The sequence below is a fragment of the Thioalkalivibrio sp. ALMg11 genome (assembly GCF_000377905.1).
Taxonomy (GTDB): domain Bacteria; phylum Pseudomonadota; class Gammaproteobacteria; order Ectothiorhodospirales; family Ectothiorhodospiraceae; genus Thioalkalivibrio.
In genome coordinates, this window is the sequence record NZ_KB898872.1 from 428,097 (window position 1) to 444,742 (window position 16,646).

General features: G+C 67.2%; 14 protein-coding genes. 1 reads left to right on the forward strand and 13 read right to left on the reverse strand.

Going from position 1 to position 16,646, the window contains the following annotated elements; all coding sequences use genetic code 11:
* From nirD to D578_RS0104735, 8 genes are all read right to left on the reverse strand, one after another.
* Positions 1-363 (reverse strand): nitrite reductase small subunit NirD, encoded by a 363-nt coding sequence (nirD, locus tag D578_RS0104700; RefSeq protein WP_018948818.1) that lies wholly within the window; start codon positions 361-363, stop codon positions 1-3.
* Positions 360-2,849 carry a nitrite reductase large subunit NirB gene (gene nirB, locus D578_RS0104705; RefSeq protein WP_018948819.1) on the reverse strand — a complete coding sequence of 830 codons (2,490 nt, stop codon included), beginning with the start codon at positions 2,847-2,849 and terminating at the stop codon, positions 360-362. Before nirB ends, nirD begins: the two co-directional genes overlap by 4 nt.
* Positions 2,849-3,649, reverse strand: a complete 801-nt coding sequence (locus tag D578_RS0104710) for an ABC transporter ATP-binding protein (RefSeq protein ID WP_018948820.1) — start codon at positions 3,647-3,649, stop codon at positions 2,849-2,851. The genes nirB and D578_RS0104710 overlap by 1 nt, the downstream gene beginning before the upstream one ends.
* Positions 3,650-3,677: 28 nt before the next feature.
* Entirely contained in the window at positions 3,678-4,616 is a 939-nt protein-coding gene (gene ntrB / locus D578_RS0104715) for a nitrate ABC transporter permease (RefSeq protein WP_018948821.1), read from the reverse strand.
* 48 nt (positions 4,617-4,664) lie between these two features.
* Positions 4,665-5,969 (reverse strand): CmpA/NrtA family ABC transporter substrate-binding protein, encoded by a 1,305-nt coding sequence (locus D578_RS0104720; RefSeq protein ID WP_018948822.1) that lies wholly within the window; start codon positions 5,967-5,969, stop codon positions 4,665-4,667.
* A gap of 491 nt (positions 5,970-6,460) precedes the next feature.
* Positions 6,461-7,771, reverse strand: coding sequence for a nitrate regulatory protein (locus tag D578_RS0104725; RefSeq protein ID WP_018948823.1), 1,311 nt, complete (start codon positions 7,769-7,771; stop codon positions 6,461-6,463).
* Positions 7,772-7,899: 128 nt separating this feature from the next.
* Positions 7,900-8,256 carry a DsrE family protein gene (locus tag D578_RS0104730; protein WP_018948824.1) on the reverse strand — a complete coding sequence of 119 codons (357 nt, stop codon included), beginning with the start codon at positions 8,254-8,256 and terminating at the stop codon, positions 7,900-7,902.
* 91 nt (positions 8,257-8,347) lie between these two features.
* Positions 8,348-8,590 carry a hypothetical protein gene (locus D578_RS0104735; RefSeq protein WP_018948825.1) on the reverse strand — a complete coding sequence of 81 codons (243 nt, stop codon included), beginning with the start codon at positions 8,588-8,590 and terminating at the stop codon, positions 8,348-8,350.
* Between the two features lie 464 nt (positions 8,591-9,054).
* On the opposite strand from D578_RS0104735, the gene D578_RS0104740 reads away from it, so the two are divergent.
* Positions 9,055-9,612, forward strand: a complete 558-nt coding sequence (locus D578_RS0104740) for a TMEM165/GDT1 family protein (protein ID WP_018948826.1) — start codon at positions 9,055-9,057, stop codon at positions 9,610-9,612.
* Here D578_RS0104740 and D578_RS0104745 read toward each other — a convergent pair.
* The 5 genes from D578_RS0104745 to D578_RS0104765 form a co-directional block, all read right to left on the reverse strand.
* Complete coding sequence (locus D578_RS0104745) at positions 9,547-10,299, reverse strand: TVP38/TMEM64 family protein (RefSeq protein WP_018948827.1); 753 nt, start codon at positions 10,297-10,299, stop codon at positions 9,547-9,549. The two genes, D578_RS0104740 and D578_RS0104745, sit on opposite strands and share 66 nt — an antisense overlap.
* Before the next feature lie 9 nt (positions 10,300-10,308).
* On the reverse strand, positions 10,309-11,694 hold the full coding sequence (locus D578_RS0104750; RefSeq protein ID WP_018948828.1) for a replication-associated recombination protein A: 1,386 nt from the start codon (positions 11,692-11,694) through the stop codon (positions 10,309-10,311).
* Between the two features lie 296 nt (positions 11,695-11,990).
* Complete coding sequence (gene lolA / locus D578_RS0104755; protein WP_018948829.1) at positions 11,991-12,662, reverse strand: outer membrane lipoprotein chaperone LolA; 672 nt, start codon at positions 12,660-12,662, stop codon at positions 11,991-11,993.
* Between the two features lie 106 nt (positions 12,663-12,768).
* Positions 12,769-15,102: a DNA translocase FtsK gene (locus D578_RS0104760; RefSeq protein ID WP_042798357.1), complete on the reverse strand. Its 2,334-nt coding sequence runs from the start codon at positions 15,100-15,102 to the stop codon at positions 12,769-12,771.
* A 220-nt stretch (positions 15,103-15,322) separates the two neighbouring features.
* Complete coding sequence (locus D578_RS0104765) at positions 15,323-16,570, reverse strand: methyltransferase domain-containing protein (RefSeq protein ID WP_018948831.1); 1,248 nt, start codon at positions 16,568-16,570, stop codon at positions 15,323-15,325.
* Positions 16,571-16,646: the final 76 nt, after the last annotated feature.

The following is a 16,646-nucleotide window of genomic DNA, read 5'->3' on the forward strand; positions in this document are numbered from 1 at the left end:
TCAGCCCGCCTCGCGGCAATCAACCACCGGCGCCGCGTCCGAATCGGCGGCGGAGACGGCCAGGTCCAGCCACACCTGGCCCTCGGTCACGCGGATCGGGAAGGCACGTGTGCAGCCCGAATCCGCACCGGTGGCCGCGCCGGATTGCAGGTCGATCACCCAGTTGTGCAGCGGGCAGGTCACGCGTTCGCCATGCACGATGCCCTGCGACAGCGGCCCACCCTTGTGCGGACACTGGTCGCGCAGCGCGAAGACGTGGTCGTCCGCCGTGCGGAACACGGCGATATCGCCGTTGGGGCCAGCAACGACCCGCGCGCCCAGCGGCGGGATGTCGGCGAGATGGCAGATCGCGGTCCAGCTCATGCCGACACCTCCGGACGCGGGGTCCCCGGCGCGCCGTCCACCGGGCGGATGGGAATGAACTCGTGTGCCGCGTGCCCGGCGGCCCGATCGGCCCAGGGGTCCACCTGCGCCACCTCCTGCGACTCGAGGAAGCGCGCATACAGCACGGCGCGATTCTCGGCGTCCTCCACCAGGCGTTCCTTCACTCGGGTCAGGCCAACGCGTTCGATCCATGGCGCGGTACGTTCCAGGTAACGCGCCTCCTCGCGGTAGAGCTGCATGAAGGCCCCGGCGTACTCGAGCACCTCGGCCTCGGTCTCCACCTTGCAGAGGAAATCGGTCGCACGGACCTTCACCCCGCCGTTGCCGCCGACATGCAGCTCGTAGCCGGAGTCCACGCAGACCACGCCCAGGTCCTTGATGGTCGCCTCGGCGCAGTTACGTGGGCAGCCGGAGACGGCCATCTTGAACTTGTGCGGGGTCCACGATCCCCAGCTCATCCGCTCCAGCTGGATGCCGAGGCCGGTGGAATCCTGGGTGCCGAAGCGGCACCACTCGGAGCCGACACAGGTCTTCACCGTACGCAGGGCCTTGCCGTAGGCATGGCCGGAGACGAACCCGGCCTGGCCGAGGTCGCGCCACATGGCCGGCAGGTCGCTCTTTTCCACACCCAGCAGATCGATGCGCTGGCCGCCGGTGAACTTGACCGTGGGCACCTGGTAGCGCTCGGCCACCTCGGCGATCGCGCGCAGTTCGGCCGGCGTGGTCACCCCGCCCCAGATGCGCGGGATCACCGAGTAGGTCCCGTCCTTCTGGATGTTGCCGTGGGCGCGCTCGTTAATGAAGCGCGACTGGGCGTCGTCCTGATAGTCCTTCGGCCAGGCCGCCAGCAGGTAGTAGTTGAGCGCAGGGCGGCAGACGTGACAGCCGTTCGGGGTCTTCCAGTCGAGGGCCGCGAATACCGCGTCCATGGTCTTCAGGCCGTCGCGCGTGATCGCCGCGCGCACCTCGTCGTGGCTGTGGTCGGTGCAGGCGCAGACGGGCTTCTTCGCTGGCGCGTCGGAGTAGTCGCCGCCCAGCGCGGTCGCCAGCAGCGACTCCACCAACCCGGTACAGGAACCGCAGGAGTTCGAGGCCTTGGTGTGGGCGCGCACGTCCTCCAGCGTGAACAGCTTGTGCTCGCTGATCGCCTGGACGATCTCGCCCTTGCACACGCCGTTGCAGCCGCAGATCTCGGCGCTGTCCGGCATCGCCGCCACCCGCGAGGCCTCGTCGCCGTGGCCGGAGTCGCCGATATGCGCCTGGCCGAACAGCAGGTTCTCGCGGATGTCGGCGACCGGCGTGCCGTCGCGCATCAACTGGAAGTACCAGGAGCCGTCCAGGGTATCGCCGTAGAGCACGGCCCCCTGAATGCGGTTGTCCTTCAGCACCAGACGCTTGTAGACGCCGCGCGCGGCGTCCTGGAACACCAGATCCTCGGTGGTTTCGTCACCGCTGAAGTCGCCGGCGGAGAACAGGTCGATCCCGGTGACCTTCAGCTTGGTCGAGGTGATCGAGCCCTCGTAGCGCCCGATCCCGTACTCCGCGAGGTGGTTGGCGCAGACCTTGGCCTGCTCCCACAGCGGCGCGACCAGACCGTAGGTAGTGCCACGATGCTGCACGCACTCCCCGACCGCGTAGATCGCCGGGTCATAGGTCTGCATGGTGTCGTTCACCACCACGCCGCGTTCGCAGTGCAGCCCGGCGGACTCGGCCAGCACGGTATTCGGGCGGATGCCGACGGCCATCACCACCAGATCGGTGTCGATCTCGCTGCCATCGACAAATCGCACGCCCGTGACCCGCTCATCCCCGAGGATCGCCTGGGTCTGGTGCGCCATGCGAAAATGCATGCCGCGTTCCTCCAGCGAGGCGCGCAGCATGCCGGACGCCGCGGCGTCCAGCTGGCGTTCCATCAGGTGGTCCATCAGATGCACCACGGTCACGTCCATGCCCTGACGCATCAGGCCGTTGGCGGCCTCCAGCCCCAGCAGCCCACCGCCGATGACCACCGCGCGCTTGTGCTCACGGCTGGAGGCCAGCATCGCGTCAACATCGTGGATATCGCGGAAGCCAACCACGCCGTCGAGGTCGGCGCCCGGCACCGGGATCATCACCGGATCCGAACCGGTCGCCAGCAGCAGCCGGTCATACGGCGCCTCGGTGCCGTCGTCGGCGATCACCCGACGACCGACACGGTCGATCCGCTCGATACGCTTGCCCTTGTGCAGGGTAATCCCGTGCTCGGCGTACCAGGCATCGTCGTTCAACATGATCTCGTCGACGGTCTTCTCCGAGGCCAGCACCGGCGAGAGCATGATGCGGTTGTAGTTGCCCCAGGGTTCGGCACCGAACACGGTGATGTCGTACATGTCGGGCTTGAGCTTCAACAGCTCCTCGACCGTACGCATCCCGGCCATGCCGTTGCCGATCAGGACCAGGCGCGGCTTGTCGCTTGAGCTGTGCATTACGCGGCCTCCGATTCCGGGTTCCTGTGGCGCTCATGGAGGAAGCGCAGCACCTCGGCCCGGTATTGGTTGTATTCGGGGTTGCCGGCCATCGCCAGACGGTCGCGCGGGCGCTCCAGATCGATGTCCAGCACCTGCCCGATGGTCGCCGCCGGGCCGTTGGTCATCATCACGATGCGGTCGGATAGCAGCACCGCCTCGTCCACGTCGTGGGTGACCATCAGCACGGTGTTGCCCAGATCGGACTGGATGCGCATCACCTCGTCCTGCAGGTGGGCCCGGGTCAGCGCGTCCAGCGCGCCGAACGGCTCGTCCATCAGCAGCACCTTCGGCTCCATGGCCAGCGCCCGGGCGATGCCCACGCGCTGCTTCATGCCGCCGGAGATCTCGTCCGGGCGCTTGTCGAGGGCATGGCTCATGCCGACCATTTCGAGCGTCGCGAGCACCCACTCACGGCGTTCGGCGCGGGATTTCTTGCCGCGGAAGGTCTTGTCCACCGCCAGGCCGACGTTGTCGCGCACCGTCAGCCAGGGCAGCAGCGAATGGTTCTGGAACACCACGCTGCGATCCGGGCCCGGCTTGCTGACTTCACGCCCGTCCAGGATCACCGCGCCGGTGCTGGTCTCCAGCAGCCCGGCGACGATGTTGAGCACCGTCGACTTGCCGCAGCCGGAGTGGCCGATGATGGAGATGAACTCGCTGCGGTCCACGTGCAGGTCGACGTCGCGCAGTACCTCGCTGGCGGTCGGTCCTACGCCGAAGGTCTTGTGGACATGTTCGATGGAGAGATAGCTGGTCATGATGATTCTCCTGTTGATGCCGGCCGGCTCAGCCGGCCTGCGTGCCGCGGGTGACCCAGTTGCCGACGATGGCAACCAGACGGTCGAGGAAGAACCCGACCAGGCCGACGTAGACGAGTGCGAGCACGATGTCGCTGAGCATGGAGGCGTTCCAGGCATCCCAGATGAAGAACCCGATGCCGACACCGCCGATCAGCATCTCGGCGGCCACGATCGCCAGCCAGGCGAGACCGATCCCGATGCGCAGACCGGAGAAGACATACGGCGCGGCGGCCGGGAGCATGATCTTGGTGAAGTACTCGAAGCCGTTCAGGCGCAGCACGCGGGCCACGTTCACGTAGTCCTGCGAGATGTTCCGGATGCCGACCGAGGTGTTGATGATGATCGGCCAGATCGCGGTGATGAAGATCACGAAGATCGCCGACGGATTGCTGGCCTGGAACGCGGCCAGCGAGATCGGCAGCCAGGCCAGCGGCGGCACGGTGCGCAGCACCTGGAACAGCGGGTCCAGCCCGCGCATCGCCCAGGTGGACTGGCCCACCAGCACGCCCAGACCGATGCCGGCGACCACCGCCAGCGCATAGCCGTAGGCCACGCGCTCAAGGCTGGCCAGCAACTGCCAGGCCATGCCGACGTCGTTGCCGCCGTGGTCATAGAAGGGATTGACGATCAGGTCCCAGGTGTCGGTGATCACCTGACTCGGGGCGGGCAACACGGCTCCCTGGGATGACGCCATCATCTCCCAGATGAGCAAAAAAAGCGCCGTGACAATCACCGGCGGCACCACCACCGCCGCGGTGTGGCGCAGGCGCCGGCCCCAGGCCCCGGGGTCGGCCCCGGGGATCTTGCGCGGCTTGGTCGCGGTCGTCGCGGCCTTCCTGGCCACGGGTTGGGGGGTCGCACCCGCGACCGCCGGGCGCTCGCGCCCGGAGCCGAAGGTCATGGTGCGGTCGAGAATGGCACCCATCGCGAAATCCTCTTGAATTGTTTGTTCGGGTGTCGTCGGGCTACGGCGTCAGGACGCGATCGCCTTGATATCCAGGCTGTCGAGGTAGGCCTGCGGGTCTTCCGGGTCGAAGACCTTGCCGTCGAAGAATTCTTCCTTGCCGCGCGAGGTCGACTCGGGGATGTCGGCGGAGTCGATACCCAGCTCGGCAGCCGCCTCGCGCCAGATGTCCTCGCGGTTCACCTCGTCCACCAGGGCCTGCATGTCCAGGTCCGGCGGCAAGTAGCCCCAGCGGATGTCCTCGGTGAGGAACCACAGATCGTGGCTCTTGAACGGGTAGGAGGCTTGGTCCTTCCAGTAGCGCATCTGGTCCGGATGGTCCTCGACCACACGGCCGGTGCCGTAGTCGAAGTTCCCCTGCATGCGATCGATGATGTCGGCGTAGGGGGCGTGGATGTAGCGCCGGCGCGAACAGATCTCGGCGACCTCCTCCTTGTTCGCCGGGTCCTCGCAGTACATCTGCGCCTCCATCACCGCCATGGTCAGGGCGCGCGCCGCGTTCGGATGGGCCTCCACCCAGTCGGCACGCATGCCCAGCGCCTTCTCCGGGTGGTTGTGCCAGAGCTCGCCGGTGGTGTTAGCGGTGTAGCCGATGCCCTGGTTGATCAGCTGCATGTTCCACGGCTCGCAGACACAGAAAGTGTCCATGGAACCGACGCGCATGTTGGCCACCATCTGCGCCGGCGGGACCACGATGGTGGCGATGTCGCGGTCCGGATCGATCCCGCCGGCGGCCATCCAGTAGCGAATCCACAGGTCATGGGTCCCGCCGGGGAAGGTCATCGCCGCGCGGATGTCATCACCACCGGCGGCCTTCTCGGCCAGAGCGCCCTTGAACTCCGTGGTATCGGTGCCGACCTTCAGGTCCGCGTACTCGTCCCCAACCGAGATGCACTGCCCCGCCAGGTTCAGCCGCGCGAGGATCGTCATCGGCGTACCCCGGCGATGGATCAGGTAGGGCATCGGCGTGAGAATGTGCGAGCCATCGATGCCGCCGCGCTGCGAACCGAGATCCAGGTTGTCGCGCACCGTGCCCCATGAGGACTGCTTCAGCACCTGCACATCGGGCATACCATGCGCGGCGAAAAAGCCCTTCTCCAGCGCAATGAACAGCGGCGCGGCGTCGGTCAGGGCAATAAACCCGAGCTTCGCCTCGGTGGTCTCCGGCTTGCCGTTGCCAGCCTTTGCATACCCCCAGGGCGCGGCGCCCGACATACCCATCGCGGTAGCGCCGATACCGGCGGCCACGCCGCCCAGGAAACGCCGGCGCGACAGGCCGGAGGTCTTCTTCGTGTCGTTTGTGTGATCAGTCATTGCGGGCTCACTCCCCTAGTCAGAATTCCCGTGCAAAAACGAAAAAAGGCGTCGCATCAGCCCGGCTGCTCGTGCAGCCGGGTGATGGACGCCTTTGTCCAGTCCCATGGGAGGCCCGGTCACCGGGTCTCCCTGTTGTCAGGCGACGAACCGCCATTGGCTCGTCTTGCCCAGGGTGTTGCAGGTGGCATGCCAATTAGCCGTTGCTAATCGACCCTTTGCGGAAGAATCACGCCATGGCGCGGGAAAATCGGATGAATCCGATCATCCGATCGAACGTTTGCAGGTCTTCATTCCGGGATTCATGCGGCGGGAGGCACCAGCCTGGGGCGCGCTTCCGGTGCAGATGACCCGAGTTGGTGCGCCGGACTCGGCCACACACCATCCTGTGGGAGCCGCCTTGGCGGCGAAGGCCTTGCCAACCTCCAACTTTGGCAGGGGCTTCGCGGGCGAGCCCGCTCCCACAAAACCCACTCCCACCAAGCCCCCTGCTAGGCGCCCTTGCCTAGGAGGTCGGACATCGCCACGGTCGCCTCGGCCACCTCGGCCAGACGCCGGTTCTGATTCATCGCGGTCTGGCGCAGGAGCTTGTAGGCCTGGTCTTCGGTCAGACCGCGGTGCTGGATCAACAGTGCCTTGGCGCGCTCGATGGTCTTGCGCTCGGCCAGTGCCTGACGCGCCGCGTGCAGCTCGTCCTCCACCGTCTGCAGGCGGCTGGCCTGGCGTTGCACCAGGTCCATCACCGAATGCCCGACGATCGGCACATTGAGCGTGTTATCGCCGCCCTCGCCTTCGCCATCCAGCCCCTCGGGCGCGCCGAAGAACACCGCGTACGGGACGCTATCGCGCAGTTCCGACTCGGCCAACTGCGCGATGCGGTCGCGCACCGCGCCCAGGTCCGCGCGATCCGCCGCGATCCGTGCCGAGCAGCACTCGTTCAGGTGCATCTCCAGCAGGTCCTCGATCTCCTTCATCGCGTCGATACGCGCGGTGGTGCAGGCAAACCACGCCTCGGCCCGGGCCGGGTCCGGCTGGCCATCGGCCTGGGTGCAGGCCTGGCGGCGCAGGCGCTCGAACGCGGCCACAAAGCCCGCGCCCTGCAGTTCGCGCCAGGCCGCACAGGCCGGCTCCGGCGCAAACTCGGAGAAGATGCGAAACGAACGTTCCTGGGCATCGATGCGATGCAACAGGGCCTGACGCAGCTCGCCGTCAAACACGCCCTGGCCAAAGCCGGCGGCACCGATCGCGCGCTCCTGACCCGCGAGTTCCTTGCCCTGCATGAAGTTCAAAAGGGCCACCAGCGCACCGGAGACCTCCGGGTCGGTAGCCGAATCCGCTGCCTCGAATACCACGGCCAGGAGCGAGCGGATCAGTTCGCTGAATCCGCGCATCGCCTCCATCGGCGAAAGCGTGCACTCGTTGACCTCCTCGCGCAGGCTGGGCAGCCCGGACAGCCCGTGCAGGGCCAGCGCCATGCGCCCCAGCAACCGGCTGCGCGCGTGGGCACAGGCCCCCGGCTGCAGCCAACCATCAAGGTGCTCGCGAAAGGCCGCCGCCGTGGTGTCGGATTCGGTTCGATACTGCGCCAGCTCCTCGGCATAACGCTGGCCAGCCGAGCCGATCCAGAGGCTGGAAGCGCCGCGTTCGCGCTGCAGCTGGTGCACCAGCGCACGGATGCGCCCGACCAGCTGCACCGCCTCCAGCAGGCGCTCCAGGCTCACCACCTCGCACTTGCGCGAGGCGACCAGAAAATCACCAATGGCCTCTTCGAACGGAAAGCTCGGGGGAATACTCGGATTCATGCTCATGTTCCGTGGATGACTCACGGAACAAACAAGCATGCAATGTGCCAGTTCGAAAGAGTGGCGAAAGGGCTAAAGGCAAAACGGGCGGGAAGCTTGAACCCCCGCCCGCGAATCACCAAGGTCGATCAGAAGCTCATGGAGCGGTCGAAGTCGGCGACGGCCTGGACGTACTGGCCCATGCCCGCCATTTCGGCGTTCGGCAGGAAGTTGTGTTCGCCGACGTCGCGGCCCTTGGCACAGGCTTCGCAGGCCCAGAACGGGACGCCTTCCCCGACCAGCGAATCGACGATGTCCTTCATTGCCGGCATGTTGTGGCCGACGATCTTGTCGTAGACATTGCGGTTGGCGATGTTCACGGCCTCGCCCTGCAGCCAGACGGTCACGTCGTGGCCCTGCTGCTTGGCGACGTTCGCGGCGATCATGCCGAGGGTCGCGCGGGTTGGGTCGTCGGTACCGGCGGTGACAGCAACAATAAAGCGCATGGGGTTCTCCTGAGTGCTTGAAACGTGCTGCAACCGTAGCGGTAGGCATGCCCGGCGTCGATTTCCCACAAGCCGCGGAGAAACACTCGGATCAGGGCATGCCTTTCGCCGTAACGCTGGTCCGGTAGAGTTTGAAGGCCATCAGCAGCCAGGGGATGGCGTGCATAACCAGGTCGAGGATGTCCCACAGCCGGGTCAGCTCGCCAGCGAGCAGCCAGCGCAGCTTCTCCGCGACATGCGGCTCGGGGATCCAGGGGGCCAGGCCCAGCGTGGCCACCAGCAGGGCAAACAGCCACAGCGGTGCGCGATCGACCCAGCGTACAAAGGCTTTCATCGCGCGCATCCTACCCAAGGCCCGCCCACGGCGCAGCCCGTTCTTGCCGGTAAAGGGGCCGCCTTCTACACTTTCGCCAGCTTAAGGAGACGCTGATTGAATCGCGCGCTCGCGTTGGTGCCCCCTGTTTTCCGAGACAGGGCGCGTCGTGCAGCGGGTAGTGGTTCTACCCGCAAACGGCGCCACGCAGCATCGGGGAACAGGGGGCACCAACCCGACAAGTGATTGAAAGAGCGGGCTCGGCCGCCCGTTGTTGACGAAAACGGGCGCGCGCACGGCGTTGCGGCTCCCTTGTGCAGAATGACTGCACGGCAGTCACCGCGCCTTGTTCGCACGCAAAAGCGACTCGAGCGCGAGCGCGCGATTCAATCAGCGTCTCCTTTAGGGAGTCTCGAGGCGGCGGGCCCAGGAAAACCCCTGACCTCACCGCGGTCTGCATTAGCCGCCCGGACCGGAGGGACGTCATGGAAGCCCTGCTTGTCGCCACCGTCATCGTCGCCATCGCCGAGATGGGCGACAAGACCCAGCTCCTCGCGCTGCTCCTGATCTGCCGCTACCAGCAAACCTGGCCCATCATCTGGGGCATCGTCGTAGCGACCCTGGCCAACCACTTCCTCGCCGCGCTGGCCGGGGTTTGGATCGGCGCCAGTGTGCCGGATGACTGGTTGCGCTGGGGGCTGGGGATCGGCTTCATCGTGATGGCCGCCTGGGTGCTGATCCCGGATGGCGAGGACGAACTGCCTGCGGCCTCCAAGCACGGCGTGTTCTGGACCACTACGGTGCTGTTCTTCCTGGTCGAGATGGGTGACAAGACGCAGGTGGCCACTGCCGCGCTGGCCGCCACCTTCGACAGCCTGGTGCTCGTGGTGATTGGCTCCACCATCGGCATGGTCCTGGCCAATGCCCCGGTGGTATGGCTGGGCCAGCGTTTCGCCTGTCACCTGCCGCTGCGGCTGCTACGCGCGCTCGCTGCCCTGCTGTTCTTCGCCCTGGGCCTCGGGGTACTGCTGGCTTGGGTCTGAGTCCGTGTGCAGCATCTTCTGCCCCAGCCAGATGCGTCGCACCAGGCGCGGCAGCAACAGCAGCAATGCCAGCACCGCGAGCAGCGCCAGACCCAGTTGCACCCCGCTGTCAGCACCGCTGGCCATCTCGCGGGTGGCATGCCCCAGCCAGGCATAGGCAAACAGACTGGGGATCAGCGCCAATCCGGTCGTCAGCGCGAACACCCGCAGCGGCAGGCGCACCAGCCCCAGGGCATAGTTGGTGGGCGCAAACGGGAACACCGGCACCAGCCGGGTCAGGGCCACCACGCGCCAGCCCTCGGCCTCTACATCCTCGCACAGCCGGGTACTGCGCGGCCCCATGCGCGGGACTAGCCAGGGCTGCAGCCAGGTACGGGCCAGCATGAAGGCGATGATCGCCGCCACGGTGGCCGCCAGCAGGCTAAGGGCGCCACCGGTGAAGGGGCCGAACAAGGCCCCGCCCAGCAGAATCCAGAAGGTGCTCGGCAGCGGGAACAGGGCCAGTACGACAAACGCCAGCACGAATACCAGGTAGGCCCCAGGGCCCCAGCTGAGCAGCCAGGCCTCCAGCTCGCCCAGCGGAACGCCGAGGCTGGGCCACTCGGTGGTCAACAGGATCCACGCCAGCGAGACCCCGAACAGGATCGCCGCGACCGTCAGCCAGCTCTTGTGGTGTCGAATCCTCATGTCACCCCGTCAGCCCTCATTACCGGCGCCTTGGCCGTTGTTGCCGCGCAGGCGATCCAGACGCTCCGCCAGCGCGCGCTCGGTACCATCCCGGCGCGGGCTGTAGAAGCGCGCCTCCTCCAGCCCATCGGGCAGATACACCTGCCCGCGCGCAAACCCGTCCGGTTCGTCATGGTCGTAGCGATATCCGGCACCGAAGCCCTCGGAGCGCATCAGTTCAGTCGGGGCATTGCGCAGATGCAGGGGCACGCCCGCGCTGCCGCTTTCGCGGATGGCCGCCCGCGCGCCGTTCAGCGCGGCATAGGCGCTGTTGCTCTTGGGCGCGGAAGCCAGTTCGATCACCGCCTGCACCAGCGCCAGATCGCCCTCCGGCCGGCCCAGGCGCTCCATGGTCTGCCAGGCGGCCAGCACCCGCGCCCCCAGCCCGACCGCGGCCAGGCCAATGTCCTCGTAGGCCATACGCAGCAGGCGTCGGCCCAGATAGTCCGGGTCGCAGCCGGCATCCAGCATGCGGGTGAGCCAGTACACCGCCGCGTTCGGATCGGACCCGCGCACCGACTTGTGCAGGGCGGAGATCTGGTCGTAGAACGCATCACCCTGGCGATCGAAGGCCAGCGACTGCGCCCCCATTACGGCGCGCAGGGCGTCGCCGGTGATGGCGCCATCGCGGGCCAGGTCCGAGGCGGTCTCCAGCCAGTTCAGGGCACGCCGGGCATCGCCGTCCGCGGCCCGCGCCAGGCGCTGACGCTCCTCCGGATCCAGTGTCAGGCCGCGCCCGCCCAGTCCGCGTTCGGAGTCCGTCAGGGCACGCTCGATCAGGGCCTCGATAGCCTCCGCCCCGACCGCCTCCATGCGGTAGACCCGCGCGCGCGACAGCAGCGCGCTGTTGAGCGCGAACGACGGGTTCTCGGTGGTCGCGCCGACGAAGGTGAGCGTGCCGTCCTCGATGTGCGGCAGCAGCGCATCCTGCTGCCCCTTGTTGAAGCGGTGGATCTCGTCGATGAACAGGAGCGTCCCGACGCCGTTCCGGCGGCGCATCTTCGCGGCTTCGACGACCGCGCGGACGTCCTTGACCCCCGCCAGCACGGCGGACAGCGTGACCAGGCGCTGGGCGCCAGCCGCCGCGACCAGCCGCGCGAGCGTTGTCTTGCCGCAGCCAGGCGGCCCCCAGAGGATCATCGACGGGGTCTGGCCCTGCTCGATCGCCTGGCGCAGCGCGGCATCCGCGCCGACCAGGTGGTCCTGGCCAACCATCTCGTCAAGCCACGCCGGACGCATGCGTTCGGCCAGCGGCGCCGTCGGATCCGGCGTTACCGGGGCCGGCTCGGGATCGGGTTCGGGCGCGGCCACGTCCGGATCGGGGCCGAACAGGTCGCCTTCGGGGGAATCACTCATGGAGGGATTGTAACCCCTCGGGCCGAAGACCCTTGTTCACCATGAAGCACACGAAGGCACGAAGAAGGGCGAATGGCACCACAGAGGACACGGAGAAAACCCAAGGGGGTGTCGCAGCCCATGGGTAGGATGCGTTGAGCAAAGCGAAACGCATCAACATCGATCACCCGGAATATCGCCGCCTTCCGACCGATGCGTTTCGCTGCGCTCAACGCATCCTACGCACCTGAAAGCCCATTGATTTTCTCCGTGTCCTCTGTGCGCTCTGTGGTAGATAACCAGCGGCCGGGTTTCACTCAAGGCCGGTAGATGTCGGTCCCGGCCGGAGGGGCGAAGGTGAACACGGACGGGTCGAGATCGCCGTTGCGTTCGGTTTCGTGAAAGAGGATTACGGTCTCCTGGCCAAAGATGTCGCGAAAGGCCATGCGGGTGAGGTCGCCATCCGCGGTCAGGTCCAGGTCCAGGCTGGTGAAGTCGGCCTGTTCGTTGCGCGGTACCAGCACCAGGCGCAGGGCGTCGCCACCCGGCACCGGCCGCAGCGACATGCGGAAGTGCTCGTCCAAGCGATCGGGCTGGGTGATCGCGGCGATCGGCGTGGCATCGAAGGCATCCCCCAGCGGGCGCACCGTGGCTTGCGACAGGTCCGGGTCGTACATCCACAGGTCCTCACCGTCGGAGACGATGGTCTGCGGGAACGGCTCGGTCACCTCCCAGTGCAGGCGATTGGGCAGCCCCAACTGCATGCGGCCGTCGGACTCCTGCAGCACGTAGCCGGTGTCGTCGCGCACGGTCTGGGTAAATTCGGCGGAGAAGCTCTCCAGACCATCGACAAAGCGATCCAGCGCGGCGCGGGCATCCTCCATACCGCGGTCGGCGGCCAGGGCCGGAACGGCGGTCAGGGCCAGTACCAGACCAAGGGACAGGGCCCGCCAGAGGGCGCCCGGACACGAAAGGGGACGAGCGTTCATGCAGTCTCCAGGATGGATGAGTATGCGATTCATGATGCGCCGCGAGACTTAACCCGGCGTGAACCTGACGCCCTTCGGACGCCGAAGACCGGGAACTTGTTCCCGGCTATTCGTTCGGCCCCGGAACCAGGACCTCGCGGTTGCCGTTCGACTGTACCTGGCTGACCAGGCCGGCGGCCTCCATGTCTTCGACCATGCGCGCGGCCCGGTTGTAGCCGATCTTGAGCCGGCGCTGGACGAACGAGATCGAGGCCTTGCGCGACTCGATCACCACCTGCACGGCCTGGTCGTACAGCGGGTCCGACTCACTGCCGTTCCCCTCGGACGACTCCAGCCCCGGGATGCTGGCCGCACCCGCCTCCGGCTCGTCGAGGATCGCGTCGTTGTAGTCCGGTTCGCCGGTGGATTTCAGATATTCGACCACCTGATGCACCTCGTTGTCGCTGACGAACGCCCCGTGCACGCGCTCGGGCATCGCCTTGCCCGGCGGCAGATAGAGCATGTCGCCGTGGCCCAGCAGGTGCTCGGCACCCATCTGGTCGAGGATGGTGCGCGAGTCCACGCGCGAGGAGACCTGGAAGGCGATGCGGGTGGGGATGTTCGCCTTGATCAACCCGGTGATCACGTCCACCGACGGACGCTGGGTGGCCAGGATCAGGTGGATGCCGGCGGCGCGAGCCTTCTGCGCCAGGCGGGCAATCAACTCCTCCACCTTTTTGCCCACCACCATGATCATGTCGGCGAATTCGTCGACCACAACCACGATGAACGGCAACGGCTCCAGCTCCGGCGCCTCGGTCTCGGTGATCGCCTCCTCCGGCTTGAACAACGGGTCCTTCAGCGGCTCGCCGGCGGTCTCGGCATCGCGCACCTTCTTGTTGAAGCCGCCGATATTGCGCACGCCCATCGCCGACATCAGCTTGTAGCGCCGCTCCATCTCCGCCACCGCCCAGCGCAGGGCGTTGGAGGCATCCTTCATGTCGGTGACGACCGAGCACAGCAGATGCGGGATGCCCTCGTACACCGAAAGCTCCAGCATCTTCGGATCGATCAGGATCAGGCGCACGTCTTCCGGCGTGGACTTGTACAGCAGCGACAGCAACATCGCGTTGACGCCCACCGATTTCCCGGAACCGGTCGTCCCGGCGACCAGCAGATGCGGCATCTTGGCCAGATCCGCCATCACGGGCCCGCCGCCGATGTCCTTGCCCAATGCCATGGTCAACGGCGACTTGTTCGAATCGAACAGGTCGGAGCGCAGGATCTCCGAGAGGGCCACGATCTCGCGGTTCTCGTTGGGGATCTCCAGCCCTACCGTGGACTTGCCCGGGATCACCTCGACGATGCGCACTGCCATCACCGACAGCGAGCGCGCGAGATCGGTGGACAGCCCGGAGATGCGCGAGGCCTTCACCCCGGCAGCCGGCTGCAGCTCGAAGCGGGTGATGACCGGCCCCGGCTGGACCGCAACCACCTCGACCTCGACGCCGAAGTCCTTCAGCTTCAACTCGACCAGACGCGAGAGCGCCTGCAGCGCCTCCTCGGAAAAGCCATCGGGGGGCGGCGGCGGCTCGTCCAGCAGCGCCAGCGGCGGGTGCGGATCCGCACCCGTCCCCTCGGTGAACAGCGGGACCTGTTTTTCCTTCTGCACCCGCGGGCTGGGCGTTGGCGTCTCGATGCGCGGCTCCACCCGCGAGGGCACCCGCTTCTCGGTGCGCTTGCGCTCCTTCTCCACCCGGGTCTCGCGCTCGGCCCGCTCGCGCGCCCCGATGCGGCGGTCACGGGCCGAGTCGATCGCCACGCGGGCGCGCGCCCAGCCGCGCACGGCCAGCTGACCGAGACGATCCATCAGCAGGAACCACGACAGCCCGGTAAACAGGGTCACCCCCGCCAGGAACAGCGCCAGCAGGACCAGCGTGCCGCCGACCAGGCTCAGCCCGGCAACCGCCCAGCCGCCGAACAGGTCGCCGAGGATGCCACCGGCATGCACCGGCATCCCGCCCGGCATCAAATGCAGCGCGGCCAACGCCGAGCCGGCGATCAGCGCCACGATCAGCGCCAGCCCGCGCACGGTGAGCTCCATGGGGCTGGCGATCTGCGCCTCGCGGCGATGCCGGAACAGCCACCAGCCAATGCCGCCCACAGCCAGCGGGATCAGGTAGGCCAGGTAGCCGAGTAGATGAAAGACGATATCCGCAAACCAGGCACCGGTGGTGCCGCCCAGATTGCGTAAGCCCTCGCCGTCACCGGTGGTCGACCAGGCGGCATCACCCGGGTGATAGCTCGCCAGCGCCACCAGCAGATAAAGCGCCAGCATGCCGAAGATCAGCAGCGCACCCTCGCGCAGCCCGCGCAGGAGTTGCCCGCTCAGGCTCGGCGGTGCGGCCGGCTCTACCGTCTTGCTGCCCTTGCCCCCGGCTTTGGCCTTGCTTGCGGCCATGCGTTCCCCAATGGTCCGGCCCGCGGCGCGGGCATCTCGAATCACGTCGCAGTTTACCGGTTAAAACGTTCTTCGTGGGGCCAAGTCTGCCCAGCCTGAGAACCGCGTCCGGTCGGGCTTGCCTCCGACAGGCTGCCCCCGCACGGCGAGTCCTGCCATTGTGGGAGCGGGCTTGCCCGCGAAGCCCCCGCCCGCGCCGCCACCGGCAAAGAGCCACCGCTCACTCCCCTCGACAACCCCACACCGCAAACACCGGATCCGCATGCTCCAGCCGCCCGGCATACGGATCATCCGCCGGCCGCGGCAGCCCGCGCAGGGAGAAGGTCGCAAGGTCCGAAAATCCGGCCTGCAGGAAGAGATCCAGCACCAGTCCCATGCGCTCGAAGTCATACAGGCGTTCCCACACCGCAACCGCCTTGGTCGGGAAACAGCGATCCGAACAGGTCACCACGAACACCCCGCCCGGGCGCAGGACCTGACGTATCGAGCGGAACACCGCCTCCGGACACATCAGATATTCGACCGACGCGGTACACACGACGGCGTCGAAGCTCCCGAACGCATACGGCAGCTCGGGGTGCGTGTTGAGGTCCTGCACCTGGGCCGCCGTCAGCACCGGATTGGCCGCCAGTTCCTGCGCGTTCATGCCCAGCCCGACCACCTCGGCCGGTGTCTGCACCCGGTCCAGGTGCGATTCCCAGCTGCCCATCAGGTCCAGAACCCGTGCACCGGGCGGGATGCACGCGGCATACAGCCCGGCGATCTGGTCCCGCGCGGTCGCGTCCAGGTGGTGCACCAAGCGCGGTTCGGCATAGAACACGGCATCCGGGTTCGGATCCTCGCGTTCCAGCGCCCCGCCCACCCAGAAGTCGGTTGGCCGCCCGCGCCAGCACGCCTGCATCCCCGGCCCGCGGGCCGTCAGCAGCCGGGCGACGTCCACCGTCTGCCCATCGTCGCGCCCATGGTCATGTTGGGCCACGACCCGCGCCTGCAATTGCAGGTCGTATCCCGCCAGCGGATGGTTCAGATCTGCCGTCAGCGCCTCGCCCTCCAGCGCCCCGACCCGGAACAACTCGCGATCCCCGGCCTCGATTCCGGCGTGACCAGCGATGAACGCCCGGGGGTAAAAACGACCGGCATGCGCCTCCACCCGGCGATGCTTGAGCAGACTGCAATTGAAGGCCGTGGCCGGGAGATCGACCACGCGGCCCTCCTCCCGTGGCGGGACGAGGGCCGCGGCTGCCTCTCGGGAGGCCTCATGCATCACGCCCGCTTCCAGCGCGTCCAAGGCCGTGCCCAGACCGCCCGGCCAGTGGTCCCGCCCCGGCTCCAGCCACGGCAGAAACAGGCACTCCCGGTGACGGGCATCACGGCTCGTCCAGTCCAGGGTGAGCCCGACATCCACCGCCCTCGGCGGTGCCTGGACGGCCGCCTCGACCGATTCCGGTTGGATAAACGGGTCGTACATGCACCCTCCTTTGGCACGATGAGTCCGGTGCGACGTACGGAGTCCACAACCGGTACGGGCGCAAGCGCCAGGACCC